19 protein-coding genes are annotated in these 24337 nt (G+C 60.3%); 7 read left to right on the plus strand and 12 right to left on the minus strand.

Translation table 11 applies throughout. From position 1 onward, the window contains the following. Positions 1–150 precede the first annotated feature (150 nt). Entirely contained in the window at positions 151–363 is a 213-nt protein-coding gene (locus GIW69_RS07000) for a PA3496 family putative envelope integrity protein (RefSeq protein WP_236481401.1), read from the plus strand. On the opposite strand, the gene GIW69_RS07005 is transcribed toward GIW69_RS07000, so the two are convergent. After that, complete coding sequence (locus GIW69_RS07005; RefSeq protein WP_236481402.1) at positions 305–1267, minus strand: LysR family transcriptional regulator; 963 nt, start codon at positions 1265–1267, stop codon at positions 305–307. The two genes, GIW69_RS07000 and GIW69_RS07005, sit on opposite strands and share 59 nt — an antisense overlap. 191 nt (positions 1268–1458) lie before the next feature. Here GIW69_RS07005 and GIW69_RS07010 point away from each other — a divergent pair, with 191 nt between their 5' ends. Further along, positions 1459–2874 carry an acetyl-CoA carboxylase biotin carboxylase subunit gene (locus GIW69_RS07010; RefSeq protein ID WP_236481403.1) on the plus strand — a complete coding sequence of 472 codons (1416 nt, stop codon included), beginning with the start codon at positions 1459–1461 and terminating at the stop codon, positions 2872–2874. Positions 2875–2974: 100 nt separating this feature from the next. Further along, entirely contained in the window at positions 2975–4783 is a 1809-nt protein-coding gene (oadA, locus tag GIW69_RS07015; RefSeq protein WP_236481404.1) for a sodium-extruding oxaloacetate decarboxylase subunit alpha, read from the plus strand. 133 nt (positions 4784–4916) lie between these two features. Here oadA and GIW69_RS07020 read toward each other — a convergent pair whose 3' ends face one another. Together GIW69_RS07020 and GIW69_RS07025 are read right to left on the minus strand one after the other, a co-directional pair. Continuing rightward, positions 4917–7214 (minus strand): autotransporter outer membrane beta-barrel domain-containing protein, encoded by a 2298-nt coding sequence (locus tag GIW69_RS07020; protein ID WP_236481405.1) that lies wholly within the window; start codon positions 7212–7214, stop codon positions 4917–4919. Between the two features lie 201 nt (positions 7215–7415). Then, positions 7416–10373, minus strand: coding sequence for an autotransporter outer membrane beta-barrel domain-containing protein (locus tag GIW69_RS07025; RefSeq protein WP_236481406.1), 2958 nt, complete (start codon positions 10371–10373; stop codon positions 7416–7418). Between the two features lie 204 nt (positions 10374–10577). Here GIW69_RS07025 and GIW69_RS07030 point away from each other — a divergent pair, with 204 nt between their 5' ends. Continuing rightward, positions 10578–10856: a helix-turn-helix domain-containing protein gene (locus GIW69_RS07030; protein WP_236481407.1), complete on the plus strand. Its 279-nt coding sequence runs from the start codon at positions 10578–10580 to the stop codon at positions 10854–10856. 88 nt (positions 10857–10944) lie between these two features. Here the strand turns inward: GIW69_RS07030 and GIW69_RS07035 are convergent, their stop codons facing one another. Genes GIW69_RS07035 through GIW69_RS07045 form a run of 3 tightly spaced genes read right to left on the minus strand, consistent with a single transcriptional unit; the run spans position 10945 to position 12708 of the window. Continuing rightward, positions 10945–11616 (minus strand): GNAT family N-acetyltransferase, encoded by a 672-nt coding sequence (locus tag GIW69_RS07035; protein ID WP_236481408.1) that lies wholly within the window; start codon positions 11614–11616, stop codon positions 10945–10947. 11 nt (positions 11617–11627) lie between these two features. Then, positions 11628–12074 (minus strand): GNAT family N-acetyltransferase, encoded by a 447-nt coding sequence (locus GIW69_RS07040; protein WP_236481409.1) that lies wholly within the window; start codon positions 12072–12074, stop codon positions 11628–11630. 10 nt (positions 12075–12084) lie between these two features. After that, positions 12085–12708 (minus strand): FMN-binding negative transcriptional regulator, encoded by a 624-nt coding sequence (locus GIW69_RS07045; RefSeq protein ID WP_236481410.1) that lies wholly within the window; start codon positions 12706–12708, stop codon positions 12085–12087. A gap of 93 nt (positions 12709–12801) precedes the next feature. On the opposite strand from GIW69_RS07045, the gene pdxR reads away from it, so the two are divergent. Next, on the plus strand, positions 12802–14355 hold the full coding sequence (gene pdxR / locus GIW69_RS07050) for a MocR-like pyridoxine biosynthesis transcription factor PdxR (protein ID WP_236481411.1): 1554 nt from the start codon (positions 12802–12804) through the stop codon (positions 14353–14355). A 63-nt stretch (positions 14356–14418) separates the two neighbouring features. Here pdxR and GIW69_RS07055 read toward each other — a convergent pair whose 3' ends face one another. The 6 genes from GIW69_RS07055 to aspA all read right to left on the minus strand — a co-directional run bounded on the left by GIW69_RS07055 (position 14419) and on the right by aspA (position 22426). Then, entirely contained in the window at positions 14419–15519 is a 1101-nt protein-coding gene (locus GIW69_RS07055; protein ID WP_236481412.1) for a polyamine ABC transporter substrate-binding protein, read from the minus strand. After that, positions 15516–16541 (minus strand): histone deacetylase family protein, encoded by a 1026-nt coding sequence (locus GIW69_RS07060; RefSeq protein ID WP_236481413.1) that lies wholly within the window; start codon positions 16539–16541, stop codon positions 15516–15518. Before GIW69_RS07060 ends, GIW69_RS07055 begins: the two co-directional genes overlap by 4 nt. A 249-nt stretch (positions 16542–16790) precedes the next feature. Further along, complete coding sequence (locus tag GIW69_RS07065) at positions 16791–17786, minus strand: AraC family transcriptional regulator (RefSeq protein WP_236481414.1); 996 nt, start codon at positions 17784–17786, stop codon at positions 16791–16793. Between the two features lie 93 nt (positions 17787–17879). Continuing rightward, positions 17880–18884, minus strand: coding sequence for an asparaginase (locus GIW69_RS07070; protein WP_236481415.1), 1005 nt, complete (start codon positions 18882–18884; stop codon positions 17880–17882). Positions 18885–19029: 145 nt separating this feature from the next. After that, complete coding sequence (locus GIW69_RS07075) at positions 19030–20481, minus strand: alanine/glycine:cation symporter family protein (protein ID WP_236481416.1); 1452 nt, start codon at positions 20479–20481, stop codon at positions 19030–19032. 520 nt (positions 20482–21001) lie between these two features. Continuing rightward, positions 21002–22426 (minus strand): aspartate ammonia-lyase, encoded by a 1425-nt coding sequence (gene aspA, locus GIW69_RS07080; protein ID WP_007912102.1) that lies wholly within the window; start codon positions 22424–22426, stop codon positions 21002–21004. Positions 22427–22606: 180 nt separating this feature from the next. Here aspA and GIW69_RS07085 point away from each other — a divergent pair, with 180 nt between their 5' ends. Further along, the gene (locus tag GIW69_RS07085; protein WP_236481417.1) at positions 22607–23515 is read left to right on the plus strand and encodes a LysR substrate-binding domain-containing protein; all 909 of its coding nucleotides are present in this window, start codon (positions 22607–22609) and stop codon (positions 23513–23515) included. Positions 23516–23845: 330 nt separating this feature from the next. Beyond that, a complete protein-coding gene (purE, locus tag GIW69_RS07090) occupies positions 23846–24337 on the plus strand; it encodes a 5-(carboxyamino)imidazole ribonucleotide mutase (protein ID WP_236481418.1) in 492 nt (163 codons plus the stop codon).

Raw genomic sequence — 24337 nt, forward strand, 5'->3', positions numbered from 1 at the left:
AAACCTGTAGAGCCGGGCTTGCCCACGAAAGCGTTCTCAAAAGCAGCGAAGTTTTATAAAAATGTTCATCAGTCTGTAACCCCGACACCGCCAAACCGTCATCCCCGCCGCCTATCGTGAAACTCCCGTACTCGCCTTGGGAGACTCGAAATGGCTCAGCCCTACGAAGAACGCAACAGCGCCGCGAAAACCCGTCGTCAGCAAGAAGACCAGCGCCGCATGGAATTTCGCCGTGCAATCGAAGATCGCTTCGAACAACGCCAGCTTCTCGCCGAGATCGGCGATTTTTCAGCAGAACTCGAACTCAACTGTTGGCAGGTAACACCGGCAATTTCCCGGCGAACCGCTCAACCAGCGCGCTGATCTGCACGCGTTCGTTGCGGATAAACGCCAGGAAGGCGTGCGCCACCGGTGACAGGCGCTTGGCCTTGGCCTGCACCAGGCACCAGCTGCGAAACAGCGGCAATTCCTCGATCGGCAACTCGATCAATCCGCCGGTCGCCAGCTCCAGGTTCAGGGCATGGCGCGTCATCAGCGCCAGGCCCAAACCCGCCACCACACATTCACGCTGGGCTTCGGCCGAGGCCACTTCCTGGGTCTGGGTGAAGTGCACGCGCTTCTCTTTGAAATATTCTTCGCAGGCCAGTCGCGTGCCGGAACCAGGCTCGCGGATCAGCAGCGTATAGGGCTCCAGATCCTGCAAGCGCAGCGGGCCCATGTGTGACAACGGATGATCCGGCCGCGCAACGGCCACAATGGGGTTGTTCAGGAACGGCAGAAACTCCAGCCCCATGTCCTGCGGCACCATTGACATGATCACCAAATCATCGCGGTTATCCGACAGGCGCCGAATGACTTGCCCACGATTGACTACAGTCAGCTGCAAATTTACCTCAGGGTGCTGACGCTTGAACGCGGCGAACAAATGCGGCACGAAGTATTTGGCGCTGGACTCGACGGCCAGCTTCAACTGGCCCTGCAGCGAACCTTGCATGTCCGAAAGCTGCATATCGAGGTTTTCCAGTCGGCCAAAAATGTCCCGGCTGGCGCGTTGCAGTGCTTCGGCGGCCTCGGTCATGTAGAGTTTTTTACCGACGTAATCGAACAGCGGCTGCCCAATCAGCTCTTCGAGCTGACGGATCTGTAGGCTGACGGCCGGTTGTGTGAGAGACATTTCCTCGGCTGCTCGACTGTAAGAACGTAAATCGCACACTTCATTGAAGATCTGCAATTGACGCAATGTCATACGCATCAATGACTTACGCATTTTATGAAGACTCTTGCCATAGGCTGTAGCGCTGACTATAAGTGTTTACTTATGGCTAACCCAATAATTATTCATTTTTGTTAATCCCTTGCGAGGGCTAGTGTGAAGACGCGACCAAACTGAAACATTTGGTCACGCGTCGGCCTGGGTCTAGCAGGTCGTTAGGTACCACCGGCTCAAGGAACCTCCAAGTGATAACAAAGATCCTGATCGCCAACCGTGGTGAGATTGCCGTACGAATCGTGCGTGCTTGCGCCGAGATGGGCATTCGCTCGGTCGCGATCTATTCCGATGCGGATCGCCATGCCTTGCATGTGAAGCGCGCGGACGAGGCCCACAGCATTGGCGCCGAGCCACTGGCCGGTTACCTGAACCCGCGCAAGCTGGTGAACCTGGCGGTTGAAACCGGTTGTGATGCGCTGCACCCCGGCTACGGCTTCCTTTCGGAAAATGCCGAGCTGGCAGACATCTGCGCCGAGCGTGGTATCAAATTCATTGGCCCGTCGGCGGAAGTCATCCGCCGCATGGGCGACAAGACCGAAGCGCGCCGCAGCATGATCAAGGCCGGCGTGCCAGTCACTCCGGGCACCGAGGGCAATGTGTCGGGCATCGAAGAGGCGCTGACCGAAGGCGATCGCATCGGTTATCCGGTGATGCTCAAAGCCACCTCTGGCGGTGGCGGTCGCGGTATCCGTCGCTGCAACAGCCGTGAAGAACTCGAACAGAATTTCCCCCGAGTGATCTCCGAAGCCACCAAGGCATTCGGTTCGGCGGAAGTCTTCCTGGAAAAATGCATCGTCAATCCCAAGCACATCGAAGCGCAGATCCTCGGTGACAGTTTCGGCAACGTGGTGCACCTGTTCGAGCGTGACTGCTCGATCCAGCGCCGCAACCAGAAACTGATCGAAATCGCGCCGAGCCCGCAGCTGACCCCGGAACAGCGCGCCTACATCGGCGACCTGTCGGTGCGTGCAGCCAAGGCTGTGGGTTACGAAAACGCCGGCACCGTGGAGTTCCTGCTTGCCGAGGGCGAGGTGTACTTCATGGAGATGAACACCCGGGTGCAGGTGGAACACACCATCACCGAAGAAATCACCGGGATCGACATCGTTCGCGAACAGATCCGCATCGCCTCCGGCCTGCCGCTGTCGGTCAAGCAGGAAGACATTGTCCATCGCGGTTTTGCGTTGCAGTTCCGGATCAACGCCGAAGACCCGAAAAACAACTTCCTGCCGAGCTTCGGCAAGATCACTCGCTATTACGCTCCCGGCGGTCCGGGCGTGCGCACCGACACGGCGATCTACACCGGCTACACCATCCCGCCGTTCTACGATTCGATGTGCCTGAAACTGGTGGTCTGGGCGCTGACCTGGGAAGAAGCGATGGATCGTGGCCTGCGCGCGCTCGACGACATGCGTCTGCAAGGGGTCAAGACCACAGCCGCGTACTACCAGGAAATCCTGCGCAACCCGGAATTCCGTAGCGGCCAGTTCAATACCAGCTTCGTTGAAAGCCACCCTGAACTGACCAACTACTCGATCAAGCGCAAACCCGAAGAGCTGGCCCTGGCCATCGCCGCCGCCATCGCCGCCCACGCAGGTCTATGAATGAAGCAGCTGCAAGCTTCGAGCTGTGAGTGGCAAGTAAAAGCTTCCTGCTTTTACTTGCCGCTTCTAGCTCGCAACTTGCCGCTTTGAGGAGCTACTAATGACTAAGAAGATCTTCGTTACCGATACCATCCTGCGCGACGCTCACCAATCGCTGCTCGCCACCCGCATGCGCACCGAAGACATGCTGCCGATCTGCGACAAGCTCGACAAAGTCGGCTACTGGTCGCTGGAATGCTGGGGCGGCGCGACGTTTGACGCCTGTGTACGTTTTCTGAAAGAAGACCCGTGGGAGCGTCTGCGCCAGTTGCGCGCCGCGTTGCCTAACACGCGTCTGCAAATGCTTCTTCGGGGCCAGAACCTGCTGGGCTACCGCCATTACAGCGACGACGTGGTCAAAGCCTTCGTTGCCAAGGCTGCGGTCAACGGCATCGACGTGTTCCGTATCTTCGATGCGATGAACGACGTGCGTAACCTGCGCGTGGCCATCGAAGCCGTAAAGGCCTCGGGCAAACACGCTCAGGGCACCATCGCCTACACCACGAGCCCGGTGCATACCATCGACGCGTTCGTGACCCAGGCCAAACAAATGGAAGCCATGGGGTGCGACTCGGTGGCGATCAAGGACATGGCGGGTCTGTTGACGCCGTACGCCACTGGCGAACTGGTCAAGGCACTGAAAGCCGAGCAATCCCTGCCGGTCTTCATCCACTCCCACGACACGGCCGGTCTGGCGACGATGTGCCAACTCAAGGCCATCGAGAACGGCGCCGACCATATCGACACGGCTATCTCCAGCTTCGCCTCGGGCACCAGCCACCCGGGCACGGAGTCGATGGTCGCGGCCCTTAAGGGCAGCGAGTTCGACACTGGCCTGAATCTGGAATTGCTGCAGGAAATCGGCCTGTACTTCTATGCCGTGCGTAAGAAGTACCACCAGTTTGAAAGCGAATTCACGGCGGTCGATACCCGCGTGCAAGTCAATCAAGTGCCGGGCGGCATGATCTCCAACCTGGCCAACCAGCTCAAAGAGCAGGGCGCGCTGAATCGCATGGGCGAAGTGCTCGCGGAAATCCCGCGCGTTCGCGAAGACCTCGGCTTCCCGCCGCTGGTGACGCCGACCTCGCAAATCGTCGGCACTCAGGCTTTTTTCAACGTGTTGGCCGGTGAGCGCTACAAAACCATCACCAACGAAGTGAAGCTCTACCTGCAAGGTGGCTACGGCAAAGCACCGGGCATGGTGAACGAGAAGCTGCGTCGTCAGGCCATCGGCAGCGAAGAGGTCATCGATGTACGTCCGGCCGACCTGCTCAAGCCGGAAATGACCAAGCTGCGTGCCGAAATCGGTGCTCTGGCCAAGTCGGAAGAAGACGTGCTGACCTTCGCCATGTTCCCGGACATCGGCCGCAAGTTTCTCGAAGAGCGTGCCGCCGGCACCCTCGTGCCTGAAGTGCTGCTGCCGATCCCGGAAGCCGGTGCGGTGGCGTCGGCCGGCGGCGAAGGCGTGCCGACCGAATTCGTTATCGACGTGCATGGCGAAACCTATCGTGTCGACATCACTGGTGTAGGCGTCAAGGCCGAGGGCAAGCGTCACTTCTATCTGTCTATTGATGGCATGCCGGAAGAAGTGGTGTTCGAACCGCTCAACGAATTTGTCAGCGGCGGCAGCAGCAAGCGCAAGCAAGCCTCGGAGCCGGGCCATGTCAGCACCACCATGCCGGGCAACATCGTCGATGTGCTGGTCAAGGAAGGCGACACCGTGAAAGCCGGCCAGGCCGTGCTCATCACCGAAGCGATGAAGATGGAAACCGAAGTCCAGGCGGCCATCGCCGGCAAGGTCACCGCCATCCACGTCGCGAAAGGTGATCGGGTAAATCCGGGCGAAATCCTGATCGAGATCGAAGGTTGAAATAACAGCCGCGATACAACGTTTTAAACCTCGGGGGGGCATGTGCTCCCCTTTTTTTGTTCAGTATTTGGCTCGTGCGGGAAGCCACCGGTAGGCGCTGCCGCAGGCTGCTCCTACCGGGGTAGCGTTTTGGTCAGAACACCATGCGCCATTGGCCGGTTACGCCATGGGTGCGGCTGTCGGTGGCCCTTTCGCCGGTCAGTGCAACGCCCAGGGTGTGGTTGGCAGATAGCCCGAGATCAAGCCCGGCATCCAGCGCGAAGCTATTGCGATCCAGCGCCGCGCCGTAGACGTTGTAGTCGCGGCCACCGGTCGCCAGGCGTTGGCGACTCTTGCTGTCGACGTCGCCGTAGGTGTGTTTCCAGCCTGCGCTTAAGCGCGGCGTCAGGCGCATGCCGTTGGTCAGCGTGTTGATCTTCGCCATGCGCAAGCCGAACGTGCTGTTCATGTTGCTTTGAGCTTGCCGATGGACTTTCAGCGATGCGGCTCCGCCTTTTTCGGTATAGCCGTCACGCTGATAGTGCTGATAGCCGAGGCCGGCAAACGGTTCGATGCTGACGTTGTTGCGGCCAAGGTTGTAGCCGACTTCGGCGAAGGCCTGTTGAGTGCTGGCGTCGTAACTGGCTTTCGGGCGGTCGCGGAAACTGGCGAAGGCCACCGGGCGGGCGTGTTTGCCGTCATGACTGCTGTACGTCGCGCCAAGCCGAAGCGACATTGGGCCGTTTTGCCGCAAGGCGTAGGCGCCGAAATGCCAGCTGTCGAGATCGCCGTCCAGTTCACGACTGTCCAGCCGCGTCCGCGAAGTACCGGCCATCAACCCCAGATGCCATTTTTCATCCAGACGCCAATCGCTACCCAGCAACAGGCCCTTGGTGGAATGTTGCAAGGGTTCGATATCACGATCCAGTTTGCCGCCGTGCCCCAGCGCCTGTAGCCAGACGCGACCGTTTTCTGCATTTCCGGCGGCGTAGCGCGGTGTGTTGCCTTGCGGGCGCGCGCCGGTGGCTCCGTCGAGCTGACGCATGGCCGAAAGCAGGCTGGCGCTGACCGGTGTGGTGCTGTTGAGCGTGGCCTTGGCCAGGTTGGCAGTGCTGGCGCCAGCCAGTTGTTCGAGGGCGATGGCGGCGGTGGCTTTGTTGGTCGTGAGCAGCGCAGCCACGGCGGCGTTGGACGGCAGCTTGTTGGCTGGCGTGGGTTTTGGAGTTTGGGGCGGCTGCCGATTGTGCTGAGGTTTTGGCGTTGCTGCCTGAGCTGTAGCGTCAGCTTTAATTGGAGCGTGAGCCTGAGTCGTAACGTCGGTCTGAATGGGCACAGAATTTTCGCTCACAACCTCTGCCAGATCCTGTGTTACAGGCTCGATAGCCGACATCTGAACGTCAGGCGGGATCGGTTGGGGTGGGATTGAAGTTTCCACAATACTTTCGCCGAAGACACGACCGCTCTCCGTGTTCGCAGCGCTCCCAAGCGCTTCATCATTGCGCGTAAAAGTCAGGCCAACGCGTTGCTCTTCGTAGTCCAGCGTCGGTGTCATGTACGCCAGATCGTTCAGGACAGCCCCAAACTTACCCTCGACTTTCCCCGCTTCGAAAATCGTGTGCTGACTGGTTTGCAGATAGTCGCCTGCCTTGATCAATTTCAGCGTCGCATCGCCAAGCAGCGCTGTGCCATCGACCTTGATGGTTGGGCTGCCGCTGGCAGGATCGACCGCATAGGCGAGCACGGCTGACGATGTCATGGTCAGGTCGCCCGTAACATGGGGCGCGCCATAGACATCATCGACGGACAGTCGGCCTCTCAGATTCAGCGCACCGACGCTGCCGCGCCCTGCGAAATGGCCTTTTTCATCAACGTCCACCGTGCCCGCTATTGCTCCCGAGTTGGACAGATCCCCACCGGAAAGCACGGTGACGTCGCGCCCGACCCGGTTCTTGTTAACGAAGATGCCCTGAATGACCGCGTCTCCGATAATGTCGCCTTCGTTGATCAGCGTGGCTTTGGGACGGATCAGCACCCCCGTTTCGAAATCACCGGGGCCTGTACGTGTCCAGGTGCCTCGTTTGACTTCCAGCCCCTGGAAATTGCGGGATTCCCCCAGCGCGTTTTCTTTAGCAGCGTTCAATTGCAAAACATTGTCACCGCCGCCGCCATCCGCCACACCGGCCAAATCACTGCGCTGCAGGATGACCAGATCGTTCGCGTCACCCAGCGAGACTCCACCTTTTGCCGATTTTTGAGTGTTGATGGTGTGTTTGACGGTTGCCGGATCATTGATGAAAGCGTCGAGCGCGGATATCTGTTCCGTCGCCGTTAGCCGGGGCGCCGGGTCAAAATCCAGTGACAACGGTTGCGCGAGCGACAGTTCGCTGTAGCCAAGGGTCAAGGCAATAGCGGCGGCCAAATGGTGAAGACGGTGTCTGTGTCGAGCAAGCATCGGATCAAACCTCCTTGTTTTGGAGGTTCAACCTTAAGACGCATGTCCTGAGCGCCGATGTCAGGCAGATCCGGCTTTCGTGCGGGGCGGATCGATTGAATCTGTAGAAAAGAAGCCCGTGGTTTTCGACGGGCCGCTTTTACATTCACGACGAAACGAACGTGCCTACAGCGAATACAGATGAACCTGCTTGCGCAAAGATCAGAAACTCATCTGCCACTGACCGATCAACCCATGATTGCGGCTGTTGCTGCCCATTTCGCCGCTGTAACCCACGCCTAGCGTATGACGTGCGGATATCCCCAGATCCAGCCCGGCTTCAAGCACCAGACTGTCGCGATCCAGCGAACTGCCATCGACACTGAACGCGGTGCCGCCGGTGACGAAAGCCTGACGGGTCGAGCTGCTGACGTCTCCGTAGGTGTGTTTCCAGCCGACACTCATGCGTGGTGTCAGGCTCATGCCGTTATCCAGTGAGCTCAGATGCGCCAGGCGCAGACCGAAGGTGCTGCTGAAGTTGTCCTGAGTCTGTCGGTCGACCTCCAGAGCGGCGGCGCCACCCTTTTCCTGGTAGCGATCGCGGTGATAACGCTGATAGCCGAGGTTGGCGAACGGTTCGGCGCTGAGGCGACCGTTGCCCATGGCGTAGCCGAGTTCGGCGAAAGCCTGTTGGCTGTCGGCATCGTAATCGCCCCGGGGACGGTCGCTGAAGCCGTTGAAGGCGATGGTGCGTTTGCTCTCGCCCTGATGACCGCTGTACGCCGCACCGAGGCGCAAGGCGAGCGGGCCGTTTTGATGCAGCGCGTACACGCCGGCATGCCAGCTTTCGACAGTGCCATCGACGCCGGTCGCGTCCAGATCTGTCTTCGAATAGCCGCCGAGTACACCAAGGCGCCATTGCGGACTCAACGACCAGTCGGCACCGATGACGCTGCCCTTGGTGTGCTGCTCCAGACCGCTGCTGCCGTGTTCACCATCGAGCTTGCCGTAGCCGCCGATGGCTTGCAGCCAGAGTCGGCCGCGAGCGTTCGGGTCGTTCAGATTTCGTGCCTCGGACGGCACGCCATTGGCGGCGAGCACCGGAGTGTCATGCTGATCGAGGCCGGCCATCAACCCCGAATTGCCGCCCATCTGCTGCATCGCTGAAAGCATGCTGGCGCCGACCTGACTGCTGGCGCCGAGGGTGGCGCTGGTCAGGTTGGCGTTGCTGGTGCCGGCGAGCTGTTCGATTGCCGCGCCGGCGCTGCTTTGCGTGGTGTTGAGCAAAGCGTTGTACAGCGCATTGTTTTTGCCGAGCGAGGCCAGGCTGTTGGCGGCTTTGCTGCCGTTGCCGGTCACGGCGAACTCATTGAAGGCGACATCGTTGCGGGTATACGTCAGATCGACTTGAGTGGGCGTGTAGGCCAGGGTCGGCGTGAGAAATGCGTAGTCGCTGGTGACGGTGCCGAACGTGCCGTTGATGCGTGCGGCTTGCAGCACGGTGTAATGGCTTTGCCACGGATACGTCCCGGCGCCGGGATTGACCGCGAGCGTCGCGCCGTTGAGGTTGGCCGTACCGCCGACGATCACCGGGGCGCTGCTGCCATCGGCGTTGACGCCGTAGGCGAGGGTCGAATTACTGCCCATGTTCAGGTCACGAACAATGGTTGCGGAGCCGAAACCGGTGTCGGTGCGCAAGGTGCCGTTGTTCGTCAGCGACCCTACCGAACCGCCACCGGCGTACACACCGCCAACGTCCACTGTCATATCGCCCGCGATGCCTCCCCGGTTGATCAGCGTTGCGCCATTGCGCACCGCGCCACCGTCGCTGAAATCGCCGCTGCCGTTGAGCGTCCACGCGCCTTGCTTGACCTCCAGCCACTCGAAGTGGCGACTGGCACCAAAGCTGCCGCCCGCTGCGTCGTCCATCACCACGCGGTCATAACCGGTGCCGCCATCGACGACGCCGATAAAGCGGCTGCCGTTGCGCAAGGTCAGGCTGTCGTTGCCGCCGCCGAAATCCAGTGCCAGGCCATTGCTGCCACTGATGGTGCCGCCGTTGATCACGCTGTCGGCGAACTCTCCCACGAACTTCACGCCGAAGCCGTCAAGCCCTTGGATGGTGCCGAAGTTTTCCAGTGTGGTGGCGGCAAGTCCGGTGTTGCCGCTGCCATCGTCGACCAGAATCGCCGCGTTGGCGCCGCTGATCAGCGCGCCGCCGGCGTTGAGAATGTAGCCGCCGCCCAAGGCAATGCCTTCGCTGCCGTTGGCGAATCCGCCCTTGTCCACACCGCCCGCGCCGACACCTTGAATGACGCCGTAGTTTTCGATGTGGGCAATGTTGTCGATGTCCACCCCGTCGCCGTCGCCATTGGGTTGCAGCCCGGAATACGCACCGGTGATGGTGCCGTGGTTGATGACGGTGCCGTCGCCATCCGAACCGAAGCCGGAACCGTTGCGCCCGGTAATCTGCCCATAGTTGACCAGCGTCGCGCCGAGGTCGGTGGTGATGCCGTGACGTCCGCCGGAAATGACGCCGTAGTTGGTCACGCTGACGCCGGTCGCGGTGTCGATATCGATGCCGTCGAACTTCTCGTCGGCGTTGTGCGAATCGCCCGTCGATATCTCGCCGTAGTTGGTAATCGTCGCGTTGGCGCCGGTCTTCATGCCGTCACTGGCGTCGCCACGAATCAATGCGCCGGCGCGGTTGATAACCGTGGTTTTAACCCCGTCACTGCGCAACGCATCCAGATCCAATCCCTGGCCGGTGGTGGAGCGAATGACGCCGCTGTTGTCGATCAACAGGCTGCCGCTGGCGAAATTGCTGTCGATGCGCAACGCATCGTTGAACCCGAGAATCTGCCCGCCGCTGCGATTGTAGATCGCGTAATTGCGCGCTTGCGTCAGGTCACCGCTGCTGTCGATAGCCCGGCCACCGCTGGACACAATCTTGCCGGCGTTATCGATCACCACACCGACGCCGCTGGTGCTGTCCTTGAGGCTCACAGCCTTGCCGCTGTTGGTGATACTGCCCGGTGCCGAAACAGTCAGCGTGTCGCTGCCGCCCAGGGTTTGCGACGCCGTGGTGGCGGTGTCGATCTGCACGGCTTTACCGTGGGCGGCGGTGGCACTGATCAGCAAGGCAATGGCAAACGACAGACGTTGGGGCGCGAAGGGCATGGGTTGGACAGCCTTGTTGTTATAGGTGGGGCGTCCTGTATAGCGGAGGGTTTTTACAGAATGATGTCTGAGGCAATCTTCATCGGATCTGTATTTCGTTACAGATGAGACCGCTTGTTGGTCATCGGATGTGCACTATATTGCGTTTCTTAAAGAAACCATGGGTGAAAAAGTGCAATTAAATGCAGCTGTAAGGGATTTGCGATGACCCTCTCAGTATCTGATCGTGGAGCGCTCATCGAAAGCATCCAGCAAGCCATGGCTCAAGGAACACTGGAAATCGGCGAAGCCGTTCGGCGCTTGCGGGTGGAAGTGACCGGGCTGCACCAGACTCAGTTCGCCAGGATGTGCAAGATTTCGGTACGTACGCTGGTGCATATCGAGCATGGCGAAGGTAATCAGACGCTGAAGTCTTTGAACGCGGTGTTCCGTCCGTTTGGATTGAAGATGGGCGTGGCGCGGGTTCGGCGTGACATTAATTGAAGATCAAAAGATCGCAGCCTGCGGAGATCGGTGTAGGAGCTGCCGCAGGCTCGGGCCGCGTTCGGACGATCTTTTGATTTTGGGGCTGTTAACCCCGGCATTCAGAGAGGGTTTTTACCTGCGCCGAACCACTCTGATTCTCATCACTCAACCACTGCTCAAACCCCGCCGCTACCTTCGGCCATTCCGCATCCAGAATCGAATACCACGCCGTATCCCGGTTCTCCCCCTTGACCACCATGTGCTGGCGGAACACGCCTTCAAAGCTGAAGCCCAAACGTTCGGCCGCGTATTTGGAACGGGCATTGCCGTTGTTGCATTTCCATTCCAGGCGACGGTAGCCGAGGGCGAAGGATTCCTTGGCGAGCAGGTAAACCGCTTCGGTGCTTTTCGGCGAACGCTGCATCGGTGCGCCGAAGGTGACGTGGCCTATTTCGATGCGGCCCTGAGCCGGGACGATCGACATCAGGCTGAGAATGCCTTGCACCTGGCCGGTGGCGCGGTCGATGACGCTGAAGAAATACGGGTCGCTGCTGGCGGCGTGATTGTTCAGCCAGTCGTTGAATACGCTGCGCTCGGGGAACGGGCCGTAGGGCAAATAATCCCAGAGTTTCGGGTCGGCACCGGAGCCCTGCAAGGCGTTGAACAAGTCATCGCCGTGGCGCGCCGGGTCGAGTCTTTCCAGACGAATGAAGCGTCCTCCGATCAATGTGGTCGACGGCGGCGGGACGCCTTTCCAGTCAGCAAGTGAAGCGGTCATTGGCATTCCCCTTAAATGGCTTTGCGAAACTGAATGAAACCCGGGCGCTCGGCGATTCGCTCATAGAGCTGGATCGCGGTGGTATTGGTTTCGTGGGTCAGCCAATGCACCTTGCAGCATCCGTCGGTCTTGGCGGTGGCGTAGACGTGCTCGATCAGCAACCGGCCGACGCCAGTGCCACGGGTTTCAGGCACCACCAACAGGTCTTGTAGATAGCAGGAGTTTTCGATGCTCCAGTTCGAGCGATGGTAGATGAAATGCACCATGCCGACGGCCTTGCCATCGGCCCATGCGAGTGCCGCGTGAGTCGGTTCGCTCGGGTCGAGGAAGCGTTGCCAGGTGCTTTGGCTAACGGCATCGGGCAATTCGGTGTTGTAGAAGCGCAGGTACGCCTGCCACAACGGCAACCACGCTGCGTGGTCGTCGGCGCTGACCGGGCGGATGTCGATCTGATTCATGGTGATTTCCTTAACGCATCAAGTGGGCGAGGGTCTGGTCGTTGATGTCCGGGCTGGCGGCCAGGCCTTCGCGTACGCCGGCAATGTCGGCGGCGCTGCGGTTCTGGCTGAGCTTGCGCTTGCCTTCGATACGATCGATGGGAATGGCAAAGCCGACGATGGCCTTGAGCATGCCGTCGATGTAATCGGCGGGAGCGTCATCGACGCTCCACGGTTGCGCGCGGCCGGCTTCATGGCGGTCGGTGAGGGTGCTGACGATGTCGAGCAGGCGCCCGCCATCGCTGAACGTTTCGGCATGGCCATAAGCATGCACGGCGACGTAGTTCCAGGTCGGCACGACTTTGCCGTGCTCGGCTTTGCTCGGGTAGAAACCGGGGCTGACGTAGGCGTCCGGCCCGGTAAAAATCAGCAACGCTTCGGCGCCGTCACGCAGGTCTTTCCATTGTGGATTGGCCTTGGCCAGATGCCCGTACAGCGTGCCGTTTTCGCCTTGTTCGCAATGCAAAAGCACCGGGACGTGACTGGCCTGCAAACCCTGTTCGCCATGGGTGACCAATACCGCAAGACGGCTGGCGAGGATCAGTTCATGCAGTTGAGACAAGTCATCGATGGCAAAGGCGCGGGGCGTGTACATGGTGAAATTTTCCTTGGCGAATGCCCTGCATCGTAGGCAGGCTATTGGTCTGTTGTAAGAGCCATTGACGACCAATTTCATAGGTCCATTGCCATGCCCGATCCGTCCTCACTGTCCTTGTCGTTCAATCCGGCCGGCATCGAACTTGACCGCCGCCAGGGTTTGAGCCGCCAGCTCTATCAGGCATTGCGCCTGCGCGTGCTGGACGGCCGGCTCGCAAGTGGCACTCGACTGCCGGCCAGTCGTGATCTGGCGGTGGCGCTGGCGATCTCTCGCAACAGCGTGGTGCGTGCCTACGATCAACTTTACGCCGAAGGCTTTATCGAAGGGCGGGTGGGCGATGGCACCTACGTTGCTCACTTGCCACAAACGAAGGTCGCGACGAAAAAACTATCCACAAATCTATCCACAGGCTTTTCAACAGGGTTACCCACAGCTTTATCCACAAAATCGTCAGTTTTACCTGTGATTTCATCCAGTAAAGTTATCCACAGCGATGCGCTGCAACGCCTGGAAAACAACCATTTGCCCCGTCCACCAAGTGGGCCGCCACGAGCATTTCGCGTGGGCGTTCCGGCCTTCGATCTGTTCCCGTTCGACGTCTGGGCCAAGCTCAACGCGGCTTTCTGGCGCAAACCGGACATGCAGCAGCTGTGTTACGGCGACCCGGCCGGGGATGCGCGTCTGCGCGGTTTGATCGCTGCTTATTTGCGCAGCTCCCGAGGCATGCAGTGCACGGCTGAGCAAATTGTGATCACCAGTGGCGCACAGCAAGGGATTAGCCTTTGTGCACAGTTGCTGGTGGAGCCGGGCGACGGCGTCGGCATTGAGAATCCGGGCTATCGCGCGGCCGGGCACGCCTTTGCCGTGGCGGGGGGGCAGTTGCGCGGGATTCCAGTGGACGAGGAGGGCATGGATTGCTCAGCTCTCAGCGCCGCCGCCGATTGTCGGGTGGCGTATGTGACGCCCTCTCATCAATACCCGACCGGTGTGGTGATGAGCCTGGCGCGGCGTCTGGAATTGCTGGCCTGGGCCGAACGCACCGGTGGCTGGATCATCGAGGACGATTACGACGGCGAGTATCGCTACACCGGTGCCCCGTTGGCGCCACTGGCTGCGCTCGATCGGCAAGGACGGGTGTTGTATGTCGGCACGTTTGGCAAAGTCGCTTTCCCGGCGCTGCGTTTGGGTTATCTGGTGTTGCCGCCGGGGCTGGTCGAAGCGTTTTCCCGGCGTCGGGCGGTGGATGTCCGGCATTCCGAAGTCAGCACCCAAGCGGTGATGGCCGAGTTCATGGCGGCCGGGCATTTTCAGCGGCACATTCGGCGGATGCGTCGCGCGGCGTTGAGTCGGCGCAACGCGTTACTTCAGGGTTGGCCGACGGACATTGCTGGCATTGGCAGCTTGCCGGCGGTGTCCGCTGGCCTGCATTTAACGGTTGCAGTTGAAACCGTGGAGCGGGAGCGTGAACTGATCGAAAAAGCGCAAAGCGTTGACGTGGAAATCAACGGTTTGAGCCATTATTGGCTGGCGGACTCCCTGACACCGCCAGATCAGCGGGCCGGACTGGTGCTGGGTTTCGCCGCTGTGCCGGAATCGGCAATCAAATCGGCACTGGCGCGCCTGCGTCAGGTTTGGCGGCCCTGAGCCACGCACATATCGCGGGCAAAAAAAGACCCGCGTGTGCGGGTCTTCTGAGGCTCGATCAAATCAGGTGCCGGACTTGATCTTCGTCCACGCCCGGGTCCGCGCACGTTCTGCATCACGCGGCAACGGTTGCAGGGTGTAGAGCGTGCCCATCGCGGCGTCGGTCGGGTACAGGTTCGGGTTGTTGCGAATCGCCGGATCGACCCGTTCGGTGGCGTCCTTGTTCGGGTTCGGATAACCGACAAAGTCGCTGACCGGCGCGATCACTTGGGGTTGCAGCAAGTAGTTGATGAAGGTGTAGGCGTCCTCGGTGTTCTTTGCACCTTTCGGGATGGCGAGCATGTCGAACCAGATCGGCGCACCTTCCTTCGGCAAGCGCATGTCCACGACCACGCCGTTCTTGGCTTCCTTGGCGCGATTGGCCGCTTGCGAGAAGCTGCCGGAATAACCGACCGCTACGCAAATGTCGCCGTTGGCAATGTCGGCCATGTATTTGGACGAGTGGAAGTACGTCACATAAGGGCGGATTTTCATCAGCAGCGCTTCAGCCTTGGCGTAATCCGCCGGGTTCTTGCTGTTCGGATCGAGGCCGAGGTGTTGCAGGGCCAGCGGCAGAATCTCCGACGGCGAGTCGAGAAGCGCGACTCCGCACTGCTTGAGCTTGCTGAGGTTTTCTTCCTTGAAGATCAGATCCCAGCTGTCTACCGGCGCGTTGTCACCTAGCGCAGCCTTGATCTTGGCCGGGTTGAAGCCGATCAGGATGGTGCCGTACATGTAAGGCACGGCGAACTTGTTGCCCGGGTCGTTGGCTTCGATCAGCTTCATCAGTTTCGGGTCGAGGTGATTCCAGTTCGGCAACTTGCTGCGATCCAGCGGCTGGAACACGCCAGCCTCGATCTGCTTGGCGAGGAACACGTTGGACGGCACCACCACGTCATAGCCGGAGTTGCCGGTCAGCAGCTTGGCTTCCAGGGCTTCGTTGGTGTCGAAGATGTCGTAGACCAGTTTGGTCTGGGTGTTCTGGGATTTGAAATCTTCCAGCGCCTTGGGCGTGATGTAGTCGAACCAGTTGTAGACGCGCAACGTGCGTTCTTCTGCGTGTGCGGCAGTGCTGAGCCACGCCGCACACAGCGCGGGTGCGATCAGGTGCTTGAGTCTGTTCATTGTTCGAAACCTTCCAGCACGTTTACCGCGTTGATGCCGATTTCTTCCACCGCGTAGCCACCTTCCATGACGAACAGCGTCGGTTTTCCAAGCGCGGCGATACGCTTGCCCATTGCCAGATAATCCGGGCTGTCGAGCTTGAATTGCGAGATCGGATCGTCCTTGAACGTGTCGACGCCGAGGGACACGACAATGATGTCGGCGCCGTAGCGGTCGATCTCGTTGCAGGCCTGATCCAGCGCGGCACTCCAGGTGTCCCACCCGGAACCGGCCGGCAGTGGGTAGTTGAAGTTGAAGCCTTCACCGGCGCCTTCGCCCAGCTCATCTTCGTAGCCGAGGAAAAACGGAAACTCCGCTTCCGGGTGGCCGTGGATCGAGGTGAACAGCACGTCGCTGCGCTCATAGAAAATCGATTGGGTGCCGTTGCCGTGGTGGTAATCGACGTCGAGGATCGCCACTTTCTTATGGCCCTGATCGAGGAATGCCTGTGCGGCAATCGCGGCGTTGTTGAGGTAGCAATAACCGCCCATCAAATCGCCGGCGGCGTGGTGCCCCGGTGGACGGCACAGCGCGAAGGCGCTGCGCGCTCCGCGCTGAATTTCGGCCTGGGCGGTGAGGGCAACTTGCGCTGCGCTGTATGCCGCTTGCCAGGTGCCGGCGGTAATCGGGGCGCCGCCGTCGAAGCTGTAATAACCGAGTTGGCCGTGCAGGCTGGTGGGTTTGATCTGGCGCAAAGTGCGGGCAGGCCAAGTGTAGGGCAGCAAGTCGCCGTCGGTATTGAGCTCGGCCCAGCGTGCCCAGGCTCCTTTGAAGAAATCGAGATAGTCGCGGCTGTGGATGCGGGCAATCGGTTCGAGGCCAAAATCTGTCGGCGCTTCGACGGCGCCAAGGTTCTGGTTTTTGACCCGCTGCAACACATGGTCGGCGCGCGAGGGCATTTCAAAGCAAGGCTTGAGTTGCCCGTCGATCAATTCGCAGCGGCCGTGATGCAGGTGGTGGTCATCCGAGTAGATGGTCAGCATGTTGTTGTTCTCCGCAGGGCTGATTCGGTTGCCTCCAGTGTTGCGCCGGATGCGATTTGGGAGAACGACGGGAGCGGCCAAAAGGGGATCAATGTGGCCAAAAAGTTTGACCGCAATTCGCCCCTTCATGGCGCGACCCACATCAGTCGCTGTAGGAGCCTGGCTTGCCAGCGATGGCGGCGGCGCCGTCAGCATCGTCGTCGGCAGAACTGATGCCATCGCGAGCAGGCTCGCTCCGACATCGGGTGATCAATGGGGTCTGAATTGACTCGGCGCCACCCCACTCCAGCGCACGAACGCATGGCGGAAACTTGCGGTTTCGCTGAAGCCCAGGGTTTCGGCGATGCGATAGATCGGCAATTGATCTTCGCAGAGCATTTGCTTGGCGCGTTCGAAGCGTAGTTCGTCGAGCAGTTCCTGATAGCTGCTGCCCATTTCCTTCAAGTGCCGACGCAAAGTGCGTGGCGAGCACTTCATCTGTTGCGCCAGCCCGTCCAGCCCCGGCGCCGCGTTGAGCTGTGCGCTGAGCAATTGGCGGATCCGTCCCAGCCAGGCTTGGCGTCCGGTGAACTCAGTGTTCTGTTTTCGGCAGCGTTCGGCCATGGCTTGGTGGGTGATGGCGTCCGCCAGCGGCAGCGGTTGATCGAGCCAGCGGCGATCGAAGGCGAACGCGTTGTCCTTGGCGTCGAAATGCAGCGGGCAATCGAAATGCTCGGTATAGCTTTCGCGGTAATCCGGCGCGGTGTGTTCGAACCGTGCAGCCAACAGCGGCAATGGGTGACCGAGGAGGTCATTGCAGATCACATTCAGCGACACCAGACAGAATTCTGCGTTGAACGCCGCCATCGCCGGGCTTTCACGATAATCGGCGGCGACGAACCAGACACGCTCGCCGTCGTCTTCCAGGCTCAGTTCGAAAAGTGTTCCCAGTAGCGCCGGATAACGGATCGCCAGGCGCAAAGCGTCACCGAAGGTGGCACAGGTGAGGAGCGCGTAACCGAGAATGCCGTAGCAGGAAACGTGCATCCGCCGGCCGAGTTCCAGACCAATGTCATGCTTGAGCGCGACCGCGTTGGCGCAGACCTGCATCTCTTGGTTTGTCGTGATGCGCGTGTCGGCACGGCTGAGATCCGCCGCGCTGATGCCACTGCCGGCCAACAATGCGTCGCTCGGCAAGCCTTCGGCCTTGAAGGTGTTTAGCACCAGAGAAACGGCGTTGAGCGTGGTGAGGTGGGAGTGGAGCATCGGGTCTTCCAGCCTTGGGATGCTGGAAAGGGCAGCAAGTTACATGCCCACCACAACCCCCCTGCAGGAGCTGCGGCAGGGGGGCGGGGAATGTCAGATGAGTTCGCCGCAGAGGTCGAGTTCGATCAGTCGGCGGACTTCTTCCGTGGCGAGCCCTGCGCCGAGCAGTGCATGCAACTTGCCAAACACCGCCTCGCGGGTCATGCCGCCGCCGGACAGCACGCCCACACCGCGCAAACGGCTGCCGGCTTCGTAAACGTCGAGTTCAACGCCACCTTCATGGCACTGCGTCACCGCAACCACCACAACTCCGCTGTCCCGCGCACGTGCGAGGCTGGCGAGGAAGCCTGGGTCGTCGCTCGGCCCGGTGCCGCTGCCGTAGCATTCCAGCACCAGACCCTGAATGCCGCTGTCGATCAGACCATCGAGCGCTTGCGCACCGATACCGGGAAACAGCGGCAGCACCGCGACGTTCGCCACTTGCTTGGGCTGGTTGTACGTCAGCGCAACCGGCAGAGAAGACGTCTTCACGCCGCCGCCCTGACGCTCAAGACGTTTGAACGGATGACGACCGAAGCTGCGCACTTTGGCGCAACGGGTTGGCGCCAGCAGTTCGCCGTGAAAATACAGATGCACACCCGGCGCCAAGCCCTGGCCCAGAGCGACCAGCGCGCAGCCAAGGTTTTCCCAGGCGTCGCTGTCGGTGACACCAGCCGGCAGCATCGAGCCGGTGAAACACACCCGTGCGTGCAGACCGAGCAACTGGAAACTCATGGCGGCAGCGCTGTAGGCCAAAGTGTCGGTGCCATGCAGGATCAGCACGCTGTCGCAACCTTGTACATCCACAGCATCGACCACCGCTTCACGCAGCTGCTGCCAGTAGTCCGGGGTCATGTTGGCGCTGTCGATCAGCGGCGACATTTCGCGAAAACGCCACTGCGGCACGACGAGTTCGGGCTGGCTGTGCAGGTAATCACGCATCCGCGCTTCGAAACCGGAGGCCGGAGCCAGACCGTTGGCGCTGGCCTGCATGCCGATGGTGCCACCGGTGTAGAGCACCATAACGTGCTGGGCGGCGGGGTAGGTCGAAGGGTTCATAGCATTCTCCGAAAAGGATGAGTTCCTGTAGGAGCGAGCCTGCTCGCGAAAGGGCGTCACATTCAACGTCAATGTTGAATGATCCACCGCTACCGCGAGCAGGCTCGCTCCTACAGTTTTCCGCACTTTACCTGACGGAAGCCGATCAGCGTTGCGCTGCGGGCACACCCTGCGGCGCGGCTTCTACCTTGCCGGCAGCCGCTGGCGGATTCGCCGGCCAGGCCTGGCGATCCAGATCCAGATCCGGGAACTTGCTCGAATCGAACACTGGCGTCTTGATCCCGGCGGCACGCTGATCATCGTAGTCACGCAGAATGCGCATGCCGATCTTGAACAGCAGGAACAGTGCGATCAGGTTCACAAACGCGAGCATCGTCATGGTGATGTCGGCGAAGGCGAACACCGTGCCGAGGTTTTCGATGGCACCCCAGAAAATCAGCACCAGCACCAGGGCGCGATAACCGATCAGCGCCTTGCGGTTTTCACCGATCATGAAGCGCAGGTTGCTCTCGCCCAGGTAGTAGTTGTAGAGAATCGAGGTGAACACGAACAGCGACAGCGCCACGGAAATGAACATCCGCCCCCAGTCACCGACCACGGCGGCCAGCGAGTTCTGGGTCAGGGCAATGCCGTCGCCTTCGAAGCCGGGCGTGTAGAAACCCGAGAGCAAAATCAGCAGCGCGGTGCAGGTACAGATCACGAAGGTATCGAGGAACACGCTGAACGCCTGCACCACACCTTGAGCCACCGGGTGCTCGACCGCCGCCACGGCCGCGACGTTAGGCGCACTGCCCAAACCCGCTTCGTTGGCAAACACGCCGCGCTTCACACCCATGACAATGGCGCTGCCGATCAGGCCACCGAAGGCTTGATCGAGGCCGAATGCGCTCTTGACGATGGTCGTCAGCATGGCCGGCACTTGATCGAATTGCAGCACGATCACGTAGATCGTCACGCCGATGTACACCAGGGTTTTCACCGGCACCAGCAGGTCGGCGACCTTGGCGATGCGCTTGATCCCGCCGATGAACACCAGACCCAGCAATACCGCCAGACCGAGGCCGGTGTAGGTGGTGTCGAGGCCGAACGCGTTGTTCAGCGAGTGAGTCACGGCGTGGGCTTGCAGGCCGTTGAACGCGAAGCCGAAGGTCACCAGCAGCAGGAACGCCATGACCATGCCCAACCAGCGTTTCTGCAAACCATGCTGGATGTAATAGGACGGGCCGCCACGGTAAGTGCCGTCGGAATCGCAGCGTTTGTAAAGCTGGCCAAGGGAACATTCAAAGAAGCTGCTCGACATGCCGACCAGCGCGGTCACCCACATCCAGAACACCGCGCCCGGGCCACCGAGGGTCACGGCGATGCCGACACCGGCGATGTTGCCCGCACCGACACGACCGGCGAGGCTGAGCATCAGGGCCTGGAACGAGCTGAGCTGTCCGGCGCTGCTTTTGAGGCTGTCACGGAACACCGCGAACATGTGGAAGAAGTGACGCAATTGAACGAAACGCGAGCGAATCGTGAAGTAACCGCCGAGCCCGACAATGAGCACGATCAGTACTTTCCCTGAGAGGAAGTCGTTGATGACTTCGAGCATGGATTTTTCCTCGCTGTTTTTTGTGTAAGCAAATGCTGGAGGAGAAGAAACATCGAGTTACATCGCTGTGCGTGTGGCACAACAGGTGAGCCGACGTATCGTCCCGCTTCCAAATCGCGGATTTTGTTATGAGTTCGGGTTTCGCATGACGATGGTCTCGCTACCGACGACCGCTCACGCGAAGAGGGGCGGCACTATACCGATCAGTGCGGTGCCCGTCTGCACGGTTGTGGTGCGAGCGACGGAACGAAGCTTTGAAACACCCGACGTAGCGACGCCGGGCTAGTGCAGAAGCTGCTTTCCTGTGGGAGCGGGCTTGCTCGCGAAAGCGGTATGTCAGACACATTCATGTCAATTGACACGACGCCTTCGCGAGCATGCCCGCTCCCACATTTTTCGGCTTCCAGACATACGGGTCTCAGGATCAAAAGTTAAAAAAAAGGGCCTGGAGATAAAACCTCCAAGCCCTCAAAAGGTGAGAGGTGTCTAGTCCCTCGACCTGGTGAGCGGTGTTACAACGTCAGGCCTTCAGCGGCACCAGACGTGGAGCAATCATGTTTTCCGGGCGCAGGATGTCGGCGAGCATGGCTTCGTCGAGCAGACCTTCTTCGCGCACCAGTTCCAGCACGCCCCGGCCGCTTTCAAGGGCAAGGCCGGCGATACGGGTGGCGTTTTTGTAGCCGATGTAAGGGTTCAGTGCGGTGACCAGACCGATCGAGTGTTCGACCAGTTCACGGCAGCGCGCTTCATTGGCGGTGATGCCGACGATGCAATGCTCGCGCAGCATGTCCATGGCGCGTTGCAGCAGGCGGATCGAGTCGAAGATCTTGAACGCGATCAATGGCTCCATCACGTTCAGTTGCAGTTGGCCGCCTTCGGCCGCCATGGTCAGCGCCAGGTCGTTACCGATGACCTGGAACGCCACCTGGTTAACGGCTTCCGGGATCACCGGGTTGACCTTGCCGGGCATGATCGAACTGCCTGGCTGACGTGCCGGCAGGTTGATTTCGTTGATGCCGGTGCGTGGGCCGCTGGACAGCAGGCGCAGGTCGTTGCAGATCTTCGACAGCTTGACCGCGGTGCGCTTGAGCATGCCGGAGAACAGCACGAAGGCACCCATGTCGGACGTCGCTTCAATCAGGTCGGCAGCCGGCACCAGCGGTTGACCGCTGATCAGCGCCAGACGCTGAACGGCCAACGCTTGGTAACGCGGGTCGGCGTTGATGCCGGTGCCGATGGCGGTGCCGCCCAGGTTCACTTCAGTCAGCAGTTCCGGGGCCAGCGTCTTCAGACGGGCCAGGTCTTCGCCCATGGTGGTGGCGAAAGCACGGAATTCCTGGCCGAGGGTCATCGGCACGGCGTCTTGCAGTTGGGTACGGCCCATTTTCAGGACGTGGTCGAATTCTTTGCCCTTGGCCGCGAACGCCTGAATCAGGCTGTCGAGGCTGGCCAGCAGCGTGTCGTGACCCAGCAACAGGCCCAGGCGAATCGCCGTCGGGTAGGCGTCGTTGGTCGACTGCGCCATGTTGACGTCGTCGTTCGGGTGCAAATACTGGTATTCGCCTTTCTGGTGACCCATCGCTTCGAGCGCAATGTTGGCGATCACTTCGTTGGCGTTCATGTTGGTGGACGTACCGGCGCCACCTTGGATCATGTCGACCACGAACTCTTCGTGGTAATCACCGCGGATCAATCGGGCACAGGCTTCGCTGATGGCAGCGTGCTTGGCTTCGCTCAGGTGACCCAACTCGCGGTTGGCGTCAGCGGCGGCCTGCTTGACCATCGCCAGACCGACAACCAGTTTCGGGTAATGCGAAATCGGAACGCCGGAGAGACGGAAGTTGTTTACCGCTCGCAGGGTCTGGATGCCGTAATACGCTTGAGCCGGTACTTCGAGGGCGCCAAGCAGGTCGTTTTCTGTGCGGAAAGATGCAGCGGAGGACATGATAGAAATCATCTCGATATGAACCCGGTCGATGCCGGAACGCTGTGAATGCTAGGCTTGTGGGAGTTTTTGGGCCAATGCTGTTAAGCACTGCCCTATGCACATTCGGCATAATGCCGATGTGACGCCGCGTGTGTGGCGAACGTGTGACCTGTTTTGGTGCGTGTCCGGGAGGACGTGATGAATCTGGAAAGCAAATGGCTTGAGGACTTCAGTGCTCTGGCCGCCACCCGCAGCTTCTCGCAGGCGGCCGAACGACGCTTCGTGACGCAACCGGCGTTCAGCCGGCGGATCCGCAGCCTCGAAGCGGCGCTGGGGCTGACGCTGGTGAATCGCTCGCGCACGCCTGTTGAACTGACGGCGGCGGGGCAATTGTTTCTGGTGACGGCGCGCACCGTGGTTGAACAGCTCGGTGAAGTGCTTCGGCATTTGCATCATCTGGAAGGTGGCCAGGGCGAAGTGATGCAGGTGGCGGCGGCGCACTCGCTGGCGCTGGGTTTCTTTCCGCGCTGGATCGCGCAGTTGCGCAACGAAGGGCTGAACATTGCCACGCGGTTGGTGGCGACCAACGTGGGCGATGCGGTGCACGCGTTGCGCGAGGGTGGCTGTGATTTGATGCTGGCGTTTTATGACCCGGATGCGGCGATGCAGATGGATCCGGAAATCTTCCCGTCGCTGCATCTGGGCCAGACGGAGATGCTGCCAGTCTGCGCGGCGGATGCTGACGGCAAGCCGTTGTTTGATCTGGAGGGCGAGGGCAGTGTGCCTTTGCTGGCGTATAGCGCCGGGGCCTTTCTCGGGCGTTCGGTGAACGGACTGTTGCGTCAGCGTCAACTGCGGTTCACCACGATCTATGAAACCGCGATGGCCGACAGCCTGAAAAGCATGGCGCTGGAAGGCCTGGGGATTGCCTGGGTGCCGCAATTGAGCGTGCGTGCCGAACTGGCTCGTGGCGAACTGGTGGTCTGCGGCGGCTCGCAGTGGCACGTGCCATTGGAGATTCGCCTCTATCGCTGCGCCCTGGTGCGCAAAGCCAACGTGCGTCTGCTCTGGCGCAAGCTTGAAGGCGGTGCTGCCCAAAGCTCTTGAACCCAGCCAATACCCCTGTGGAAGCTGGCTTGCCAGCGATTGCGGTGGGTCAGTCACCTTCCCTGCTTACTGGTCTGACGCCATCGCTGGCAAGCCAGCTCCCACAGGGATCGGGTGATGACTTGGCGCTGACCTTAAAGTCAATAAAACCAGCCCCTTCGCCCATATGACAGATGGTCGCGACGGGGGCTGTTTATTGCCTTCTTTACGGTATACTGCGCGGCCTTCGGCCGGTTCGTCCGGCCATTTTTCCTACAAACAAGCCACGCATTCTGCGTGGCTTGTTGTTTTTGACGCGCCTGCGGGCGCCCAGAGAGAAGAGGCGCGACGATGAGTGCACTGGTTGGCGTGATCATGGGCTCCAAGTCCGATTGGTCCACCCTTAGCCACACCGCCGATATGCTGGAAAAGCTCGGCATTCCTTACGAGGTGAAAGTGGTCTCTGCCCACCGCACCCCGGATCTGCTGTTCCAGTACGCCGAAGAGGCCGAAAGCCGTGGCATCGAGGTGATTATCGCCGGTGCCGGTGGCGCGGCTCATTTGCCAGGCATGTGTGCGGCCAAGACCCACTTGCCGGTGCTGGGCGTGCCGGTGCAGTCGTCGATGCTGTCAGGTGTCGATTCGCTGTTGTCGATCGTGCAGATGCCGGCCGGTATCCCGGTCGCTACCCTGGCCATCGGCAAAGCAGGCGCGATCAACGCCGCCCTGCTCTCGGCGAGCATTCTCGGCGCCAAGCACCCGCAATTTCACACGGTACTGAAAACCTTCCGTGCCGAGCAGACAGACAGCGTCCTGGACAATCCAGACCCACGTATTGCCTGA

The sequence above is a fragment of the Pseudomonas syringae genome (genome assembly GCF_021605415.1).
Lineage (GTDB): Bacteria > Pseudomonadota > Gammaproteobacteria > Pseudomonadales > Pseudomonadaceae > Aquipseudomonas > Aquipseudomonas syringae_S.